The 19,133-nt window shown below is 39.9% G+C and carries 17 protein-coding genes; 15 read left to right on the top strand and 2 right to left on the bottom strand.

Going from position 1 to position 19,133, the window contains the following annotated elements; genetic code table 11:
• Positions 1–14: 14 nt before the first annotated feature.
• The 14 genes from sfsA (at position 15) to fbpC (ending at position 15,029) form a co-directional block, all read left to right on the top strand.
• The gene (gene sfsA, locus ABN217_RS08725; protein ID WP_196553594.1) at positions 15–725 is read left to right on the top strand and encodes a DNA/RNA nuclease SfsA; all 711 of its coding nucleotides are present in this window, start codon (positions 15–17) and stop codon (positions 723–725) included.
• Between the two features lie 196 nt (positions 726–921).
• Positions 922–1,377, top strand: a complete 456-nt coding sequence (gene dksA / locus ABN217_RS08720; RefSeq protein WP_023580786.1) for an RNA polymerase-binding protein DksA — start codon at positions 922–924, stop codon at positions 1,375–1,377.
• A 54-nt stretch (positions 1,378–1,431) separates the two neighbouring features.
• Positions 1,432–2,343 carry a tRNA glutamyl-Q(34) synthetase GluQRS gene (gene gluQRS, locus ABN217_RS08715; protein WP_349459311.1) on the top strand — a complete coding sequence of 304 codons (912 nt, stop codon included), beginning with the start codon at positions 1,432–1,434 and terminating at the stop codon, positions 2,341–2,343.
• Positions 2,344–2,653: 310 nt separating this feature from the next.
• Positions 2,654–3,991: a polynucleotide adenylyltransferase PcnB gene (pcnB, locus tag ABN217_RS08710; RefSeq protein WP_502929688.1), complete on the top strand. Its 1,338-nt coding sequence runs from the start codon at positions 2,654–2,656 to the stop codon at positions 3,989–3,991.
• Positions 3,984–4,478: a 2-amino-4-hydroxy-6-hydroxymethyldihydropteridine diphosphokinase gene (gene folK, locus ABN217_RS08705; protein ID WP_164525980.1), complete on the top strand. Its 495-nt coding sequence runs from the start codon at positions 3,984–3,986 to the stop codon at positions 4,476–4,478. The genes pcnB and folK overlap by 8 nt, the downstream gene beginning before the upstream one ends.
• 361 nt (positions 4,479–4,839) lie before the next feature.
• A complete protein-coding gene (panB, locus tag ABN217_RS08700) occupies positions 4,840–5,631 on the top strand; it encodes a 3-methyl-2-oxobutanoate hydroxymethyltransferase (protein WP_196553592.1) in 792 nt (263 codons plus the stop codon).
• 43 nt (positions 5,632–5,674) lie between these two features.
• On the top strand, positions 5,675–6,526 hold the full coding sequence (gene panC, locus ABN217_RS08695) for a pantoate--beta-alanine ligase (protein WP_196553591.1): 852 nt from the start codon (positions 5,675–5,677) through the stop codon (positions 6,524–6,526).
• A gap of 42 nt (positions 6,527–6,568) precedes the next feature.
• A complete protein-coding gene (panD, locus tag ABN217_RS08690; protein WP_064719124.1) occupies positions 6,569–6,949 on the top strand; it encodes an aspartate 1-decarboxylase in 381 nt (126 codons plus the stop codon).
• A 226-nt stretch (positions 6,950–7,175) separates the two neighbouring features.
• Positions 7,176–7,808 carry a response regulator transcription factor gene (locus ABN217_RS08685; RefSeq protein ID WP_072070962.1) on the top strand — a complete coding sequence of 211 codons (633 nt, stop codon included), beginning with the start codon at positions 7,176–7,178 and terminating at the stop codon, positions 7,806–7,808.
• 1 nt (position 7,809) lies between these two features.
• Positions 7,810–9,366: an MASE1 domain-containing sensor histidine kinase gene (locus tag ABN217_RS08680; protein WP_349459310.1), complete on the top strand. Its 1,557-nt coding sequence runs from the start codon at positions 7,810–7,812 to the stop codon at positions 9,364–9,366.
• Positions 9,367–9,433: 67 nt separating this feature from the next.
• Positions 9,434–10,786, top strand: a complete 1,353-nt coding sequence (gene uhpC / locus ABN217_RS08675) for an MFS transporter family glucose-6-phosphate receptor UhpC (RefSeq protein WP_082151857.1) — start codon at positions 9,434–9,436, stop codon at positions 10,784–10,786.
• 2 nt (positions 10,787–10,788) lie between these two features.
• Positions 10,789–11,820, top strand: a complete 1,032-nt coding sequence (locus ABN217_RS08670) for an ABC transporter substrate-binding protein (protein WP_023580795.1) — start codon at positions 10,789–10,791, stop codon at positions 11,818–11,820.
• A 74-nt stretch (positions 11,821–11,894) separates the two neighbouring features.
• Positions 11,895–13,973 carry an ABC transporter permease gene (locus ABN217_RS08665; RefSeq protein ID WP_349459309.1) on the top strand — a complete coding sequence of 693 codons (2,079 nt, stop codon included), beginning with the start codon at positions 11,895–11,897 and terminating at the stop codon, positions 13,971–13,973.
• A gap of 15 nt (positions 13,974–13,988) precedes the next feature.
• Positions 13,989–15,029 carry a ferric ABC transporter ATP-binding protein gene (gene fbpC, locus ABN217_RS08660; RefSeq protein ID WP_072070967.1) on the top strand — a complete coding sequence of 347 codons (1,041 nt, stop codon included), beginning with the start codon at positions 13,989–13,991 and terminating at the stop codon, positions 15,027–15,029.
• 242 nt (positions 15,030–15,271) lie between these two features.
• On the opposite strand, the gene dsdA is transcribed toward fbpC, so the two are convergent.
• Together dsdA and dsdX are read right to left on the bottom strand one after the other, a co-directional pair.
• Positions 15,272–16,600 carry a D-serine ammonia-lyase gene (gene dsdA / locus ABN217_RS08655; RefSeq protein WP_196553589.1) on the bottom strand — a complete coding sequence of 443 codons (1,329 nt, stop codon included), beginning with the start codon at positions 16,598–16,600 and terminating at the stop codon, positions 15,272–15,274.
• A 12-nt stretch (positions 16,601–16,612) separates the two neighbouring features.
• Complete coding sequence (gene dsdX / locus ABN217_RS08650) at positions 16,613–17,950, bottom strand: D-serine transporter DsdX (protein ID WP_072070969.1); 1,338 nt, start codon at positions 17,948–17,950, stop codon at positions 16,613–16,615.
• 223 nt (positions 17,951–18,173) lie between these two features.
• Between dsdX and dsdC the strand changes: the two genes are divergently transcribed.
• Positions 18,174–19,118, top strand: a complete 945-nt coding sequence (gene dsdC / locus ABN217_RS08645) for a DNA-binding transcriptional regulator DsdC (RefSeq protein ID WP_115350419.1) — start codon at positions 18,174–18,176, stop codon at positions 19,116–19,118.
• Positions 19,119–19,133: the final 15 nt, after the last annotated feature.

Raw genomic sequence — 19,133 nt, 5'->3', positions numbered from 1 at the left:
TCATCGGAGTTGTCATGAAATTTGAGCAACCGCTACAATCTGCCACTTTACTAAAACGATATAAGCGTTTTTTAGCAGACGTTGTTACCCCTGATGGGGAAGAATTCACGCTTCATTGTGCCAACACAGGCGCAATGACAGGATGTGCGACTCCCGGTGATACGGTTTGGTATTCCACCTCTTCAAATGCAAAAAGAAAATACCCACACAGTTGGGAACTGACACAGACTCAAACTGATGATTGGATTTGTGTTAATACCTTAAGAGCGAATGGTATTGTTGCAGATGCCATTGAAGCAGGTGACATTCCAGAATTATCTGAATATGAAGAGATAAAACGAGAAATCAAATACGGGAATGAAAATAGTCGTATTGACATTTTACTTAAATCAAATCATAAAGTTGACTGCTATATTGAAGTGAAGTCAGTCACATTGTTAGATAGTGGAATGGGTTATTTTCCTGATGCCAAAACACAACGTGGCCAGAAACATCTTCGAGAGTTGACGGCTATCGCAAAATTGGGCTTAAGGGCTGTCTTATTCTACGCAGTTCCCCATACTGGCATTACGGAAGTGACTGTTGCTAAAGAGATTGACCCTGACTATGCTTCATTGCTAAAAGAAGCACATGATGCAGGGGTTGAAATTTTGTGTTATCGCATCAATATTAGTGAATACAATTTAACAATTGGACAGCAATTACCTTTCATTTCAAATGGTTAATTGTTTTTCATGGCTTTAGTTAAGCATTTTTTAACTAAAAAGGGACATTTACTTGCGTGCCTTCACACCATGAGAAAACTTATTAAAGGAATAATTGCTATCCTCGCGGGCATCTGCTATTTATAGCGCCCTATTTTTTCCCCTTCCTGTTTTGAAGGTGGGGATTATTCAGAAATGCGTATGTAGGAGAAGCATTATGCAAGAAGGGCAAAAGCGTAAAACATCGTCCATGAGCATTCTCGCTATTGCTGGCGTTGAGCCATATCAGGAAAAAGCGGGCGAAGAGTACATGAACGAAGCCCAATTAGCGCATTTTAAGCTAATACTTGAATCTTGGCGCAATCAGCTCAGGGATGAAGTCAACCGCACCGTTACTCATATGCAAGATGAGGCGGCAAACTTCCCCGATCCCGTTGACCGTGCTGCACAAGAAGAAGAATTCAGTCTTGAGCTGCGTAACCGTGATCGTGAACGTAAACTCATTAAGAAAATCGAGAAAACACTGAAAAAAGTTGAAGATGATGACTTCGGCTTCTGTGAATCTTGTGGCGTTGAAATCGGCATCCGCCGTTTAGAAGCTCGCCCTACCGCCGATTTATGTATCGACTGTAAAACATTAGCTGAAATCCGTGAAAAGCAGATGGCTGGCTAATTGATGAGCCAACGCCTCAACCTGATACGTTGAGGCGTTTATCTGAATCTTTCGATGCACGAGATTACAGACTATATTGGGCGCTTTGCGCCATCACCAACGGGTCAACTTCATTTTGGCTCATTGGTTACTGCACTTGGTAGTTACCTTCAAGCTCGCGCATACCACGGGCGTTGGCTTCTTCGCATCGATGATATTGATCCTTCTAGAGAACCTCCTAATACGGCATCCTTAATTATTCGCACATTAGAGCGTTATGGATTGTTTTGGGATGGTGATATTCTTTATCAATCACAACGCCATGATGCTTATCATGAAATACTGTCCGCACTTTGGCGAGAAGGTATCTGTTATCACTGCCAGTGTAGCCGTCATCGTTTGCATGATTTGGGTGGTGTGTATGATAATCACTGTCGCCACCACGCTCCGTTAGCGAATAGCGAGACACCTTTTGATAAAAACAGTGCATGGCGACTGATCCAGCAGCACCCTGTTTATCATTTTGAAGACATGATCCAAGGCACCTATTATTCTAAAAGTACATCTATCGTACTAGAAGATATGATTATTCACAGAAAAAATAACTTATTTGCGTATAATCTAGTGACGGTGATTGATGATAATTATCAAGGTGTGACCGAAGTGGTAAGAGGTGCTGATCTACTTGATCCCACATTGCGACAAATCAGTTTACATAAACAACTGAATTTACCTATTCCGCGTTATGCTCATTTGCCTTTAGCAATAAATCATGACGGTAATAAATTATCGAAACAAAATCACGCACATGCATTGCCGGATTCTGATCCAAGACCCGTCATTATCGATGCTTTACAATTTCTTAATCAGCCGATTATCGCTGGCTGGCAGGATTATTCGTTAGCATCATTATTAGAGATTGCGATTGCGCAGTGGTCACCTTCTGAGATTTTAAAACAAAATCATCAGCAACAAGGATACGAATAAACCACACAAAGCATTCTCAAAAAATGTTCAGTAGGCTATGATTAGCCGCTTAATTTTTTTAATTATTAGAATTTATTATTCGAGGTGTCATATTTTTAATCGAGTAGCACATTTCTGCCGTAATCTGCTAGGGCGACAAACAACGTCATCAGACACACAACCGGTAGCAAGTGAAAGGCCAGTCACAACAGCATCTGACCGACCAATACAAGAAACACAGAAACCTGTGCGTCGGCGTCCTGCTATATCCGCAGACCGTCCCCGTAAGAAAAAGAGTAATAAAGAAAAGGCGAACGGGAGTGATTTGCCAATGACTGTGATCCCAAGAGATCAACACCCAATTTCACGTAAAGACATCAGTGACAATGCATTAAAAGTGCTTTATCGCCTAAATAACTCTGGTTTTCAGGCTTATTTAGTCGGTGGTGGTGTCCGTGACTTACTACTGGGAAAAAAACCAAAAGATTTTGATATTGCCACAAATGCAACCCCTGAAGATGTACGTCGATTATTCCGCAACAGTCGTTTAGTCGGTCGTCGTTTTCGTCTTGCACATATCATGTTTGGCCCTGAAGTGATTGAAGTGGCCACTTTCCGTGGCTCTCATGAAGATCATGAAATTTCAGACAACAACCAATCACAGCAAGCACAAAGCGGTATGTTACTGCGCGACAATATTTTTGGCTCCATTGAAGAAGATGCCATCCGTCGTGACTTTACATTAAACAGCCTCTATTACGGTGTTGATGATTTTGCTGTGCGTGATTACGTTGGAGGTTTAGCTGATCTTAAAGCAGGCATTATTCGTTTGATTGGCGATCCTGAGACGCGTTACCGCGAAGATCCCGTTAGAATGTTAAGAGCTATTCGCTTTGCCAGTAAGCTTGATATGCAAATTGCACCTGAAACCGCAGAGCCAATTAGCAGACTTGCGCCATTATTACGTAATATTCCTTCAGCTCGTCTGTTTGAAGAATCACTGAAATTATTACAAACAGGGCAAGGCTATAAAACATATAAACTCATGTGTCGCCATCAGTTGCTTGAGCCGCTGTTCCCGCTAGTAGCATCAAAAATGACAGAACAACATGATACGCCGATGGAGAGAATGCTGGATCAAGTTCTCAAAAATACAGACTATCGTATTAATAAAGATATGCGTGTTAATCCGGCATTCTTATTTGCGGCAATGTTGTGGTATCCATTAATCGAACATGCAGAGAAATTAGTCCAAGAAAGTGGTCTTTCTTACTATGATTCTTTCGCTATGGCGATGAATGATATTTTAGATGAACAATGCCGTACAATTGCAATTCCAAAACGCATTACAACCATGATGCGTGATATCTGGCAATTACAGCAACGTTTACCTAAACGCCAAGGCCGTCGTGCGAATAAATTACTTGAGCACCCTAAATTCCGTGCAGCGTTCGATTTACTGGAATTACGTGCCAATGTACAACGCAATCCAGAGCTTCAAGCGTTAGCAAGCTGGTGGGCTGATTTCCAAGCCTCTAACAATACACAACAACGCTCAATGGTCTCAGAATTAGGTCAAGCACCTGTTCGTAGACGCCCTCGCCCACGTAAGCGTCCTCGCCATCCAAGTGCAAAAACAGCATCAAGACAAGAGAACAATAATGAGTAAACAGACAAAACGTGTTTATATCATTTTAGGTAGCAATTTGAATTCACCTGAGGATCAGGTAAATTCAGCAATTAAAGCAATCAGTGAGATCCCACAAACCACACTGATTGCTCAATCTTCCTGGTATCGTACTCGCCCTATGGGGCCACAAGATCAACCCGATTTTCTTAATGTTGCCGTCGCCGTTGATACAACCTTGACGCCAGAAATCTTGCTTGATAACACTCAAGCGATTGAATTAGCACAAGGTCGCGTCAGAAAAGAAGGTAACCGCTGGGGCCCTAGAACGCTGGATCTCGATATTATGTTATTTGGTGATGAAGTGATCCAAACAGAGCGTTTAACAGTGCCTCATTACGGGCTAAAAGTCCGTGAATTTATGCTCTATCCATTAGCCGAATTAGCACCAGATCTTCGCTTTCCTGATGGTGAGTTATTAGCAGATAGATTAGCGTTAGTGCCTGAAAATGGCATGGAAAAGTGGTGATACCACGTAAGTCCTCCACTAAAGCTAAAGGTTGATACTGTAAAAAATAAACACGGTATCAGCCTCTATCTCACTACCACACATTCACTGTATTACAACCCCACCTTTATGACCTTCTCGCCATTTGAATGATTGTAGCTTTATTCCTATCACTAACTGATTGACATATATAATCTTTTCTTATTAATCATTCTTTTTTATTACTCATTTAACTACTTTTTCTTCGTTTTTAGTCCTTAAATGCTACAATCGAAAGCGGCTTTATATTTGTGATTTGAAAATTTACTTAATAAACAAATAATTATGTGAAGCATTTTATTTTATCTGCACACAAAAACCAACAATGATGGAGTTTGTTATAATGAAACCCACGACGCTTTCAACGCTAAATCGCTATAAGCAAGAAAAGAAAAAATTCGCTACGATCACCGCTTATGATGCAAGTTTTGCCCGCCTTTTCGCACAAGAAGGTATTCAAGCCATGCTTATTGGTGATTCATTGGGAATGACGCTACAAGGCCATAGCAGTACATTACCGGTTACTGTTGAGCAAATCGCCTATCACACCCGCTGTGTCAGAGCAGGTGCGCCGAACGCTTTTTTAATTGCTGATATGCCCTTTATGTCATATGCAACCCCAGAACAAGCTTGCCTTACTGCTGGTACCTTGATGCAAGCAGGGGCAAATATGGTGAAAATTGAAGGCGGTAATTGGCTTATTCCTACTGTTGAAATGCTAACAGAGCGCGCAGTACCCGTGTGTATTCACCTAGGATTAACGCCACAATCAGTCAACGTATTTGGCGGTTATAAAGTCCAAGGCAGAAAAGATTATGAAGCAGAGCAATTAAAGCAAGATGCAATCGCTCTTGAGAATGCAGGTGCTCAACTTGCGGTATTAGAGTGTGTGCCGGTTTCACTCGCCAAAACCATCACCAATGCATTAACAGTACCTGTGATAGGTATTGGTGCTGGAAATGTCACTGATGGGCAAATTCTGGTTATGCACGATTTATTAGGTTTAACACCTCAAGCACCGAAGTTCTCAAAAGATTTTTTACAAGAAGCCGGCTCATTAAAAGGCGCAGTTAGCCTTTATGTTCAGCAAGTAGAACAAGGCCTGTTTCCACAAGAGCAACATTCATTTAACTGATTTACCATCTCAATTTATAAATATCGTTTAAAGGAGTCACGCCGTGCTAATTATTGAAACTACGCTTATCTTACGCAGAGAAATCAAGCGATTAAAGCAAGAAGGTAAACGCATTGCATTGGTTCCAACAATGGGCAATCTTCATGAAGGTCATTTGAAACTGATTGAAGAAGCTCGTATTCATGCCGATGTGGTGATTGCGTCTATTTTTGTTAATCCACTTCAATTTGATAGAGAAGCCGATTTAGCAAATTACCCTCGTACTTTACAAGAAGATTGCGAATTATTGCGTGATAAAAATGTAGATATCATCTTTGCACCATCAGCAAAAGAGATGTATCCACATGGTATGGAAAATCAAACAACGGTTGATGTACCTGTACTTTCTACTGTATTGGAAGGTGCAAGCCGCCCAGGACATTTTCGTGGTGTAACTACTGTCGTCAGTAAACTGTTTAATCTTGTTCAACCCGATATTGCAATGTTTGGTGAAAAAGATTTCCAACAACTGCAAATTATCAAGAAGATGGTAAGTGATTTATGTATGGATATCAGCATCGTTCCTGTTGCTATCGTACGTAATAAAGAAGGGCTTGCATTAAGCTCTCGTAATCGCCTGTTATCCGAGAATGAAAAACAGCAAGCCCCTAAGCTTTATCAAGCTATACAAGTTATTGCCGAGCAATTAAAGTCAGGCAATCACGATGTAAACCAATTACTGCAAAATGCAAAAAGCACATTAGAAAGCCAAGGTTTTCGCGCTGATGAATGCTTTATTTGCGATGCAGATACACTCACTCCATTAAATGAAGAGAGCCGTCGTGCTGTTATTTTAATGGCTGCGTGGTTAGGTAATACTCGCCTTATTGATAATCAGCAAGTTGATCTTGTTTAATTAATTTGGTGTATTGATTATAAAAGAATAGGAAACACAACAATGCTACGCACTATGTTACAAGGCAAACTTCACCGCGTAAAAGTGACACAAGCCGATCTTCATTATGAAGGCTCTTGCGCGATTGATCAGGATTTCATGGATGCTGCTGGTATTCTTGAAAATGAAGCAATTGATATTTATAACGTAGATAATGGTGAACGCTTTTCAACTTACGCAATTTGTGCGGAAAGAGGTTCACGAATTATTTCAGTCAATGGTGCAGCTGCACGTCGAGCCGCCGTTGGTGATCGCTTAATTATTTGCTCTTATGTACAAATTCCTGATAGTGATGCGCGTAGCCATAAACCCAATATTGCATATTTTGAAGACAACAATGAAATGAAACGCATAGCCAAAGCCGTGCCGGTTCAAGTTGCCTAATTAATAAAATATTAATCACTTCCCATAGGCAGAGGTTCCCTGCTTATGGGAAATAATAACAATAAATAACCTATTGTTATTATTTGCTTGTCACGATTCACCTTGATAAAAACGAGATATAAGATTCAAAACCGTATTTCTTCTCCCTTTTTGCTCGCTTATCATCCTGTAGCTTGTTATAAATCAGGTAAGTATTATCTGACTACTCTCTGACTAATAAAAAATTATGATAAAAGTTGCTTTAGTGGATGATCACATTGTTGTGCGTTCTGGCTTTGCACAGCTGTTAATGCTAGAACCCGATATTCACATTGTGGGTGAGTATTCTAATGGGCAAGAAGCATGGCCTTATTTAGCGCATGATGATATTGATGTTGCTGTCATGGATCTCTCTATGCCGGGTGAAAGTGGTTTACAACTGCAGAGCCGTTTAAAACAAAAACGCCCTGATTTTCGTACAATTATTTTAAGTATTTATGATACCCCCGCCTTTGTTCAAAGCGCACTTGATTCAGGTGCTCGTGGTTATTTAACCAAACGTTGTGGCCCCGAAGAATTAGTTCAAGCAGTACGCGCCGTACATCAAGGTGGCTGTTATCTTTGCTCTGATGCCATGAAAGCATTACGACATACCCCTGAGAAAGAAGATGCTCTGCATACATTAACGCCCCGTGAAAGAGAAATTTTCAACCTTTTAGTTCAAGGCGTTAATGTCAAAACAATTGCTGTACAACTTAATCTTAGCCATAAAACTGTACACGTTCATCGCGCTAATGTACTTGGCAAATTAGGCTGTGAAACAACCATCGATTTAGTCCATTTCGCCTTAAAAAATCAGTTGATCACAGGATCGCTGTAACATGAAAAGAGGACTGCGTTTTCTTCTTCAATCCCTCTTTTTATTACTCACCTACTCTTTACTTTGGCTATCACTTTGGGTGATTGGTTTCTATTTAAGTAAAAATGGGCAACAAGCAGCCCTTTTCTTACCTCAAGGTCTGCGATTAGCCTTGATTATTTTGCTTTGGCGGCGCTTTTGGCTACCGATGTTATTTGCTGAATGGGGGCTTTATTACTGGCTAACACAAGAGCAGTTAATTACCCATGCTATTATTTATCTTTCTCCATTATTAAGCCTAATTATCGCCTTAGAAGTTCAACGTATTTGGTGGCGATATCCACTCTACTGGCAACGCTTAACCTTGTTAATTGGCGCTGTTGGCTTTAATAGTCTGTTACAAGCCTTTATTCTTGGCTTTTTTATTAATACCACCAGCGGAGTTTTTCTAACCTCAGTCACCGGTGGCATATTACTCGCACCTTTTGTTTTTTTACTTTATGAATATCTTCGTGAATTACAAAGTCGAGCGTTAATCTCTGATGGAACACCTGATCCTCCATTAAGAACATCATTATTAATGTGGGGATTTTTATTTTGCCTTATTGGATTAAGCGCACAGTTTTTCTTAACACCAGAAATAGAGCGTTTATTAGTTATTCTCGTTTTTATTCCTAATGTCTTTATGGCCTACCGTTATGGCTGGCAAGGTGGTGTATTATCAGCATTACTAGGAAGCTTAATTATTACCTTTGCTCGCCAAGTAAACGGCGCATTTAATGACTTACGTGAATTAGAAATGTTCTTAACCACGCAAGCTATTATTGGCATTGGTTTAGGGATAGCAATAAGCCGTCAACAGCAATTAGCCCATAATTTACGTCATTATCGATTACGTCTAGAGCAAGAACTTCAAGCCAGACGTGAATTAATGGAGCAACTGGTTCATACCGAAGAAGATGTAAAAAAAGCGATTGCCCGCGAGTTACATGATGAAATTGGACAAAATATTACTGCAATCCAAATTCAATCGATGCTAATGAAGAAAACGGCCAATAACGATAAAACGCGACAAACGGGCGAACAAATAGAACGCCTAGCATTGCAAATTCATCAATCTACACGTCAACTTCTACGACAATTGCGCCCACCTGTTTTAGAAGAAATGTCGCTTGAAAAAGCCCTTCACCATTTAATCAATGAATTTGCCTTTAATGACAATGGCATCACCTGTAATTTTAATTATTCATTAGATAAAGAGCCTGAAAACGAAACCATAATTTTTACGCTCTACCGTTTGGTACAAGAGTTATTAAATAATATTAGTAAACATGCCAACGCAACCTATATTGAAGTCTCATTAACCCAAAACAAAAACCGCCTACGGTTGATCATTAGCGATAATGGTATTGGTATGCTCCCCACATCATTATCAACACAACAAAGTAGCGGTTTTGGATTGCGCGGCATTGAAGAACGCATTCGCGCTTTAGGTGGAGAATGGGAAGTGATAAATCATCACGGCACGAAAATAATTGTTAACTTACCCACAAATTCAAAAGAAAACAGTGAAAACTAAGAATAAGTCTTAGTCATCTACAACCTTATCTCATTCTTTTTCGCGACATTTTTTTTACATTTGCAACATCAAAGAGGATGTTATGTCAGGTAAAAATTCGGCATCAATAAATAAGACCTATAACTTTTGGCGCAAAAACTTAATGCTGTCGATGATTATTGGTTATGCCACTTTCTATCTTACACGTAAAAGCGTCAACTTTGTGATGCCCGTTATGCAGATTGAATTGAATTTAGATAAAGGAGATATCGGTTGGATAGCCAGCCTTTTTTATCTCACTTACGGTTTATCTAAATTTGTTTCTGGTATTTTCCATGATAGATGGGGATACCGCTGGTTTATGGGTGTGGGATTAGTGATGACTGGCATTATGAATATTATTTTTGCCTATTGTCTTTCATTTCCTGCACTGCTTTTGGTCTGGGCACTAAATGGTTTCTTTCAAGGCTTTGGCTGGCCGCCTTGTGCAAGGTTGTTAACACACTGGTATTCACGTAATGAGCGCGGCTTCTGGTGGGGATTATGGAATATTTCAATCAACCTTGGCGGGATGAGTCTTCCCATTTTAACAGCGTGGCTAGCGACGCATTATAGTTGGCAAGTGGCACTGCTTGTACCCGGTATTATCGGCATTATTATTGGGTTATGGCTATGCGTGCGGTTAAAAGGCACTCCGGTAGAAGAAGGATTGCCTACCGTCGGTGTATGGCGACGTGATGTTTTTGAACTACGTCAAGAGCAAGCTTCTCCACCTAAACCGATGCTAACTATTTTGAAAGAGAGCATTTTATTTAACCGAATGATTTGGTTGCTAGGATTTTCTTATATTTTGGTTTATCTCATACGTATGGCGATAAACGATTGGGGAAATATCTGGTTATCAGAAACACATGGTGCCAACTTATTGAGTGCTAATGCCATCCTCTCTTTATTTGAAGTGGGTGGTTTATTAGGGGCGTTATGTTCAGGTTGGGGCTCGGATCTCTTATTCCGAGGCCAACGAGCACCAATGATATTACTGTTTTCACTCGGACTTTTTACCGCAGTGGCAGCCCTTTGGTTAATTCCAATTCATCATTATGCTCTACTCGCAGCCTGTTTTTTTAGTATCGGTTTTTTCGTGTTCGGACCACAGATGTTAATCGGGCTTGCTGCAACAGAATATTGCCATAAAAACGCGGCAGGCACGGTAACTGGCTACTTGGGATTGTATGCCTACTTAGGGGCAGCAATGGCAGGTTGGCCATTAAGTCAGGTCATGGCGCATTATGGTTGGACTGGGATGTTTGCATTATTAACCAGTGCTGCGGCCTTAATGGGACTACTGCTAATGCCGTTGTTGATTGCTGATGTCAGCAAACAAGAGCATTTAGTAGGCCCTCTTTCATTTTCCGATGACGACACATTTAAAAGGTTCTGAACATGAAATTGAAAACCCTCTCTACACTTGTTGCTACTGGTCTGGCACTTTCTGCTGTTAGCTTATCAACCCACGCTGCCGGTCGCTTAGTGGTTTACTGTAGTGCGACAAATGCAATGTGTGAAGCTGAAACAAAAGCCTTTGCCGAAAAATATGATGTTAAAACGACCTTCGTTCGTAATGGTTCGGGGAGTACTTTAGCCAAAATCGAAGCTGAAAAACGTAATCCACAAGCTGACGTTTGGTATGGCGGTACAATGGATCCTCACTCACAAGCGGGTGAAATGGATCTGCTAGAGCCTTATGTTTCACCTAATCTCGATCAAATCATGCCACAATTTCGTGATCCCGCTAAACGTAAAGGTAACTACTCGTCTGCGGTTTATGTCGGTATCTTAGGCTTCGGCGTTAATAAAGATCGCTTAAAGGAAAAAGGAATTGCTATTCCAACTTGTTGGAAAGATTTAATCAAACCTGAATATAAAGGTGAAATTCAAATCGCCGATCCACAAAGTTCAGGAACTGCTTATACCGCACTGGCAACCTTCGACCAGTTATGGGGTACTGAACAAGCCTTTGATTATCTAAAAAAAATCAACACTAACATCTCTCAATACACAAAATCAGGTATTGCCCCAGCACGAAATGCAGCCCGTGGTGAAGCAGCCATTGGTATTGGTTTCTTACATGATTACTCATTAGAAGTTGAAAATGGCGCACCGCTTGAATTGATTTCACCTTGTGAAGGTACAGGCTATGAAATCGGTGGTGTCAGTATCATCAAAAATGCCCGTAATATGGATAATGCTAAATTATTTGTAGATTGGACACTCTCAAAAGAAGCGCAAGAAATTAGTTGGAAAGAAGGTAAATCTTACCAAATTCTAACCAATACCTCGGCTGAATCTTCACCAATGGCACTGAAATTATCAGACTTAAAACTCATCAACTACGACATGGATAAATATGGCGATAGTGAAGTACGTAAAGAACTGATTAATAAGTGGGTTACCGAAGTAAAAATGGGTAAATAGCCCATTAATAGAGCGAGATAACCTCTCGCTCTCTTTTTCACATAATAATAAATATATTTACTCTCGGGGGATTTATGTCTCACACACTCGCTTTACCTGAAAAAAAGAGGCGGGACCCCATATTTTTATGGGTCCTAATTGCATGGATGGCATTTGCTTTACTGCCGTCATGGAGCCTGGATTACGGTCTTTTAGATTCTACAGCAGATGAATTACTCACCTCTTACGGCTGGAGTAGCGTTAATATCAGTTGGCTCTGGTTTTTATTACCAAGTTTACTGTTATTTCGCCCATTAACTGCCCCTAAGCGTGAAAATCGCTCTCGCCACTATTTTGATGCAGGTTTTGCGCTGTTTTGTGCATTTATTGCAATCGTTAGTGCAACCCTCGAAGGACGTGGTTTAGGTTATTCTGCGATCATTCTCTTTATTTCTCTGGGAATGATCATGAAAACCGCCTTAACACGCTTGGAATGGCTTGGCGGTGATAGCTTTGTGATTGGATCGTTAATCACGGTTGTTGCACTGATTGGCGCCTTTATTATCTTTCCTAGCATCGCTATTTTTATTCCGATGTTTAAAGATAGCGCAGGCAATTTCGCTCCATTTGAATTTATTTCTATCTTAAGCCAAGCTCATATTGTACAAGTAATGCTCAACTCCATAATGCTCTCTATTGCTGTGGGGATCGGTTGTACTTTCTTTGGTTTAATTCTAGCAATTTATACATCTCGTATTGCGGTACGCTCTGCCATTATTGGTCGCGTATTTTCTATCTTACCTATCGTAACGCCTCCTTTTGTTGTCGGTTTAGGAGTCACACTTATGATGGGGCGCTCTGGTTATGTGACAGAATTTCTTGCCACTTATGCGGGTCTTGAAAACACTAACTGGTTATATGGCTTTACCGGTATTTGGCTTGCTCAAGTGCTCGCCTTTACGCCAATGTCTTTTATGATCTTAGATGGGGCAATCAAGACCATACACCCTTCCCTAGAAGAAGCATCTTACACCTTAAGAGCTAACCGTTATCAAACCTTCTTTAACGTCTTTATGCCGTTACTTAAGCCCGCATTAGCCAATGCATTTTTAATTGTGATTGTGCAATCTCTTGCTGACTTTAGTAACCCATTAGTTTTAGGGGGTAACTTTGACGTTATCGCCACACAGATTTATTTCTATATCACCGGCTCTCAACTAGATTATCAATCAGCCAGTACATTAGGTGCGTCACTCTTAGTTTTCTCACTATTAGTGTTCTGCGTGCAGTATATGTGGATTGGTAAACGCTCTTACGTCACCGTATCAGGGAAATCCTATCGTGGTGATGTTCAACCTTTACCATCGTCATTGATTGCATTTGTAACAACTGTTCTTGGCATTTGGGTTGTCTTTAATATCTTGTTATATGGCAGTATTTTCTACGGTAGTTTTACCGTTAACTGGGGTGTTGATTACACCTTAACCCTTGATAACTTTATCAAGTTATTTGGTCAAGGAATGAGTGATGGAGCATGGCCTTCATTATTGGATACCTTGTTATATGCGGGTATTGCAGCACCTATTACAGCCATTCTTGGATTGCTAATCGCCTATATCGTTGTGCGCCAAGACTTTAAAGGTAAGAAAAGTATTGAGTTCACAACCATGCTTTGTTTCGCTGTACCGGGAACGGTTGCAGGTGTCTCTTATATTCTTGCGTTTAACGACTCACCGTTCTATTTAACGGGCACTGCGGCGATTGTGATTATCTCTATGACAATGCGTAATGTGCCAGTAGGGATACGTGCAGGTATTGCGGGATTAGGGCAAATTGATAAATCACTTGATGAAGCCTCTTTAAGCTTAAGAGCAAATTCAATGAGAACGATTTTCTATGTGCTATTGCCACTATTGCGCCCAGCTATTTTGTCTGCGCTAATTTATAGCTTTGTACGTGCAATTACCACTGTCAGTGCCATCGTCTTCCTTGTTACACCAGATACACGTGTTGCAACTGCTTATATTTTAAACCGTGTTGAAGATGGTGAATACGGCGTCGCAATTGCCTACGGCTCGATTTTAATCGTCGTTATGTTGGCAATTATTTTCTTATTTGACTATTTGATTGGCGAAGCCCGTGTTTCACGCTCTAAAGCCAAAAATGCACAGTAATACGGAGTATAAACCATGACACAACAACATTTCGTTGAACTGAAAAATGTCATTAAGCGCTTTGGTTCTAACACAGTTATTGAAGATCTCAGCTTGTCTATTCCACAAGGTAAAATGGTTTCATTATTAGGACCTTCTGGTTGTGGTAAAACAACTGTTTTACGTTTAGTTGCTGGATTAGAAAAACCAACAGAAGGTAAGATTTTTATTGATGGTGAAGATGTCACTGAACGCTCAATTCAACAACGCGATATCTGTATGGTGTTTCAGTCTTATGCCCTTTTCCCTCATATGTCATTAGGGGAAAACATTGGTTATGGCTTAAAAATGCTCGGGCGTCCGAAAGCAGAAATCAAACAACGAGTAACTGAAGCCTTAGAGCTGGTGGATTTAGCCGGCTTTGAAGATCGTTTTGTTGACCAAATTTCAGGCGGTCAACAACAACGAGTTGCATTAGCTCGCGCGTTAATTTTAAAGCCGAAAGTGCTGCTTTTTGATGAACCACTCAGTAACCTTGATGCGAACTTGCGTCGTAGTATGAGAGAGAAAATTCGTGAATTACAACAACAGTTTAATATCACTTCTCTTTATGTAACCCATGACCAAAGTGAAGCTTTTGCGGTTTCTGACATGGTATTGGTGATGAATAAAGGTAAGATAATGCAATTAGGCTCACCACAAACTCTTTATCGCCAACCGGCTTCTGAATTTATGGCCAGCTTTATGGGTGATGCAAACTTATTCCCAGCCACATTAGGCGCTGATTATGTTGATATTTTTCAATATCGCCTACCAAAGCCAGATACATTTAATACCACTAAAACAGATGTTAGAGTTGGAGTTAGACCCGAGGCTATCACCTTATCTCAACAAGGCGATGCCTGCCAGCAATGTAAAATCGTGCATGTGGCTTATATGGGGCCTCAGTATGAGGTAACCGTCGAATGGCAAAATCAGACTTTACTATTACAAGTCAATGCCACACAGCTTCAACCAAATGTAGGTGACAGCTATTATCTCCAAATTCATCCTTATGGCATGTTTATTTTAGAATAAATTTAATATTTAAAGCGATAGATGTAAGTGAGGCACCCTATGGGTGCCTCTTTTTTTATGATTATAATACTACGACATTTTCCCCTGGTGTGACATCCTGGTGTGAATGTTTGATGTAACACTTGGTTTAATCCATTGTTACTATATTATTGTTTTATATAATAATTACTGGATACTCGCACTACTCCCTTTTATTTTATATGGAACGATAAAGATAAACCTTATCGCCCCGGATCTACGCTCTATTTTCCTTGAGCGAGATATTTTTGCATTTCATCCGCAGGAACCATGCCACCACCTGTAGCCCAGACTAAATGCGTTGCATTTTGCATTTTTTGACTGTCTAGTGATAAACCTTGCAGATAATCTTTAGCTTGAGTGACGTGTACAGCTCCCGCCATTCCTGCTAATGCCGAAGGTTCTAACTTAATGCCTTCTTCTTTATTTAATAGACTTAGCAAATCATAAAGCTCTTGATCATCAATAGTGTAATAGCCATCAATTAAGCGCTCCATTGCACGCCCCACGAAGCCTGATGCGCGACCAACAGCCAGACCGTCAGCGGCAGTCACGTTGTCGATGCCAATTTCTTGTACGGAAATACCTTCATGTAACTGGGTATAAACGCCCAATAACATACAAGGTGAATGTGTTGGCTCAGCAAATAAACAATGCACTGCATCACCAAATGCCAGTTTTAGCCCAAACGCAACACCACCAGGACCACCACCAACACCACAAGGCAAATAAACAAACAGAGGATGTTCACTATCAACACGAACACCTTGTTCTTCAAATTGACGTTTCAAACGTAATCCGGCAACGGCATAACCCAAGAACAAGGTTTTTGAGTTTTCATCATCAATAAAGAAACAGTTAGGATCTTTTTCTGCTTCTTTACGGCCTTCTTCTACAGCAATACTGTAATCTTGTTCATATTCAACAACATTAACGCCATGAGAGCGTAATTTGTCTTTTTTCCACTGACGTGCATCAGCAGACATATGAACGCTTACACTAAAGCCTAATTTCGCACTCATGATCCCAATAGACATACCTAAGTTGCCTGTTGAACCAACCGCGATGCTGTATTGGCTAAAGAATTTACGGAATTCATCAGAGAATAATTTTTCATAATTATCATCTGTATTCAGTAACCCCGCGTTTATTGCCAATTTCTCAGCGTGCGTTAATACTTCATAGATTCCACCTCGTGCTTTAATTGAGCCTGAAATTGGTAAATGGCTATCCTTTTTCAAACGCAACTGACCGCAAATGGTTGTGTTATAACGCTTTTCAAGAGCAATTTTCATCTTAGGAATATCAACCACTTCTGATTCGATAATTCCTTGAGTAACCGCCGTTTCTGGAAATGCTTTAGCTAAATAAGGTGCAAAACGTTGTAACCGTGCTTGTGCATCAATTACGTCATCTTGCGTTAAACCAACATATGGAAGTCCCTGGTCAGTGGTGGTCACCTTTGGGTTAAACCAAACCACTTCTTTTAAGCCCACTAAGTCACGAACTAGTGGAAAATTACTTATTAGTTTATTTATATCTATATGGCTCATAGTCGTTCTCTTTTATATGACAAAAGAAAGCATAAATGTACCGCCTAATGCGACAAAGGAGGCAATAAAGGTCGCGACACTGTAAAAACGAAAAGTTTCACTTAAAGTTGCATTACAATACTGTTTCACTAACCAAAACAGTGAGTCTGTGACGATGGTACAACCAATAGCACCTGAACCAATTGCTAAGGTAATAATTTCAGGGCTAATGTCTGGGTATAAAGGCATTAATGGTGCAACAATTGCAGTAGCTCCCATCATTGCAACCGTTGCAGAACCAACAGCCGCATGAAGGATAATGGCAACCAACCAAGCCAATAAAATAGGATGCATGTCCAAGTTAGAAAGAATTAACGCTAAAGATTCACTTAAACCACTGCCTTTTAAAATGCCATTAAAAGCACCACCAGCACCAATGATTAATAAGATATTGGCAATAGAGCTAAAACTATCTTCTGTTTTCTTTAATAAGATATTCATGCCCATATTACGGCGAATACCTAAAACATAATAAGCGACAAAAGCAGCAATAAACATTGCAGTAATTGGATTACCAATAAACTGTAATGCAGTATAAAGCGAAGTATCTTTTGTCATATTTAATTCTGCGGCTGTCTTTATCAGCATCAGAACAATTGGCAATAATACCGTAAAGAGAGTGGCACCGAGCGACGGCAAATCTTTTTCTTCACGCACTTCCATATCTGAAAATTCTTCAGGTACGGTTTTAAACGGCAAACGCTCACCTAATACTTTTAAAAATAACGGGCCACCGACTAATGAAGCAGCTAAACCAACCGCAAGTCCGGCAACAATCACGGTTCCCATATCTGCGCCTAATTCATTAGTGACAAACAGCGCGGCTGGATGAGGAGGAACAATACAATGAACGGCCATTAATGCCGTACATAAAGGAATGGCTAATTTTAATAATGATGTATTTGTTTTTTTCGCAATAGAGAAAGCAAGTGGAATAAGTAATACCACACCAACTTCAACAAAAAGTGTAATACCACAAATAAGGCCAACTAATACCATAATAACGTCTGGAGATAACCAACGACACTTTTGCAATGTAATACCGATGCGTTCTGCGGCACCTGATATTTCCATCATTTTACCTAGAATAGTACCTAAACCGATAATTGCTGCTAAAAATCCGAGTGTACCGCCAATACCATTTTCAATCGCATTCACCATTTCTAAAGGGTTCATCTTCATTGCAGTACCTACAAAGAAGCTGGCCAACAGTAAGGCTAAAAACGGGTGAAACTTAAGTTTTATTATAGTAAAAACAATGAGCAAGATACTAATTATAAGAGTACCTAGTACCCATAATGTTGAATCCATATATCCATCCCAAATCTTTTATTTATTGTTAAACATATTGAATATTAATCATTCGATACTTACAAATGATGAAAATTTACACTAAGATGAATTCAATTAACTCAAATAAGTGATCTTATCCACAAATAATCACATTTTGATGAGTGATAGCATGGTATTTCATCTTAACATTACCTTGATTGTTAACTAACGTTACTATCAACAATAAAATGAGAATAAAAGAATGTTTGAATCTTCTAGCGTGATTTTAAGAAATAAACGATTATCTAGTTATCAATTAGCCAGACTTCACACTTTTGAAGCAACAGGTCGTCACCTTTCATTTGCTTTAGCAGCAGAAGAGCTGTCATTAACTCCCAGTGCTATTAGCCATCGTATTAATACACTAGAAGAAGAATTAGGCATTAAGTTATTTAACCGCTTTCATCGCCGAATTGAACTAACAGAAGAAGGTGAACGTATTTATTGGGCACTTAAAAAAACGTTAGAAGATATTAACCAAGAAATTTTAGATATCCATAACCAAGAAATCTCTGGTGTACTTACCGTTTATTCACGTCCTTCCATTGCCCAATGTTGGTTAGTTCCTCGTATTGCTGATTTTACTGAGCGTTACCCTTCCATTGAATTAAATCTGCTCACAGGAAATGATGACATTAACTTTCGAGGCTATGGTATTGATCTCGCAATCTATTTTGATGATAAACAACTACAAAATCTTTATTGCGAAGACTTAATTTCAGAATCGATTATTCCGGTATGCAGCCCTGAATACGCTAAAAAACATGAGCTTATAAATAATATTCATCATCTCTCTAATTGCACCTTGCTACATGATAGACAAGCATGGAGTAACAATTCTGATTTTGATGAATGGAGAGCTTGGAGTGAACATATGGATCTTTCACTTTTCCCTAATCGCAGTAATATCTGTTTTGACCGTTCTGATCTTGCTGTGATTGCTGCCGTTAATCACTCTGGCGTCGCGATGGGAAGAAAACGTTTAGTACAGAAGCAACTGGCCAATAAGGAATTAATTATCCCTTTTAATAATAGTGAGCTTTTTTGTGCTCAGCGTTATTACCTTGTCACTCGAAACGAAAAGAATAATGCCAAAGTACAGCTTTTCATTCAGTGGCTGAAAAAACAGATCAAGGAAAGCATGTAATTTTTTAAGGAAAAC

Origin of the sequence: Proteus sp. fly-1067 (genome assembly GCF_040139345.1) — a bacterium.
Taxonomy (GTDB): Bacteria; Pseudomonadota; Gammaproteobacteria; order Enterobacterales; family Enterobacteriaceae; genus Proteus; species Proteus vulgaris_B.
Note: the sequence above shows the minus strand (reverse complement) of the source record. Positions and strands in the feature narration are given on the sequence as shown.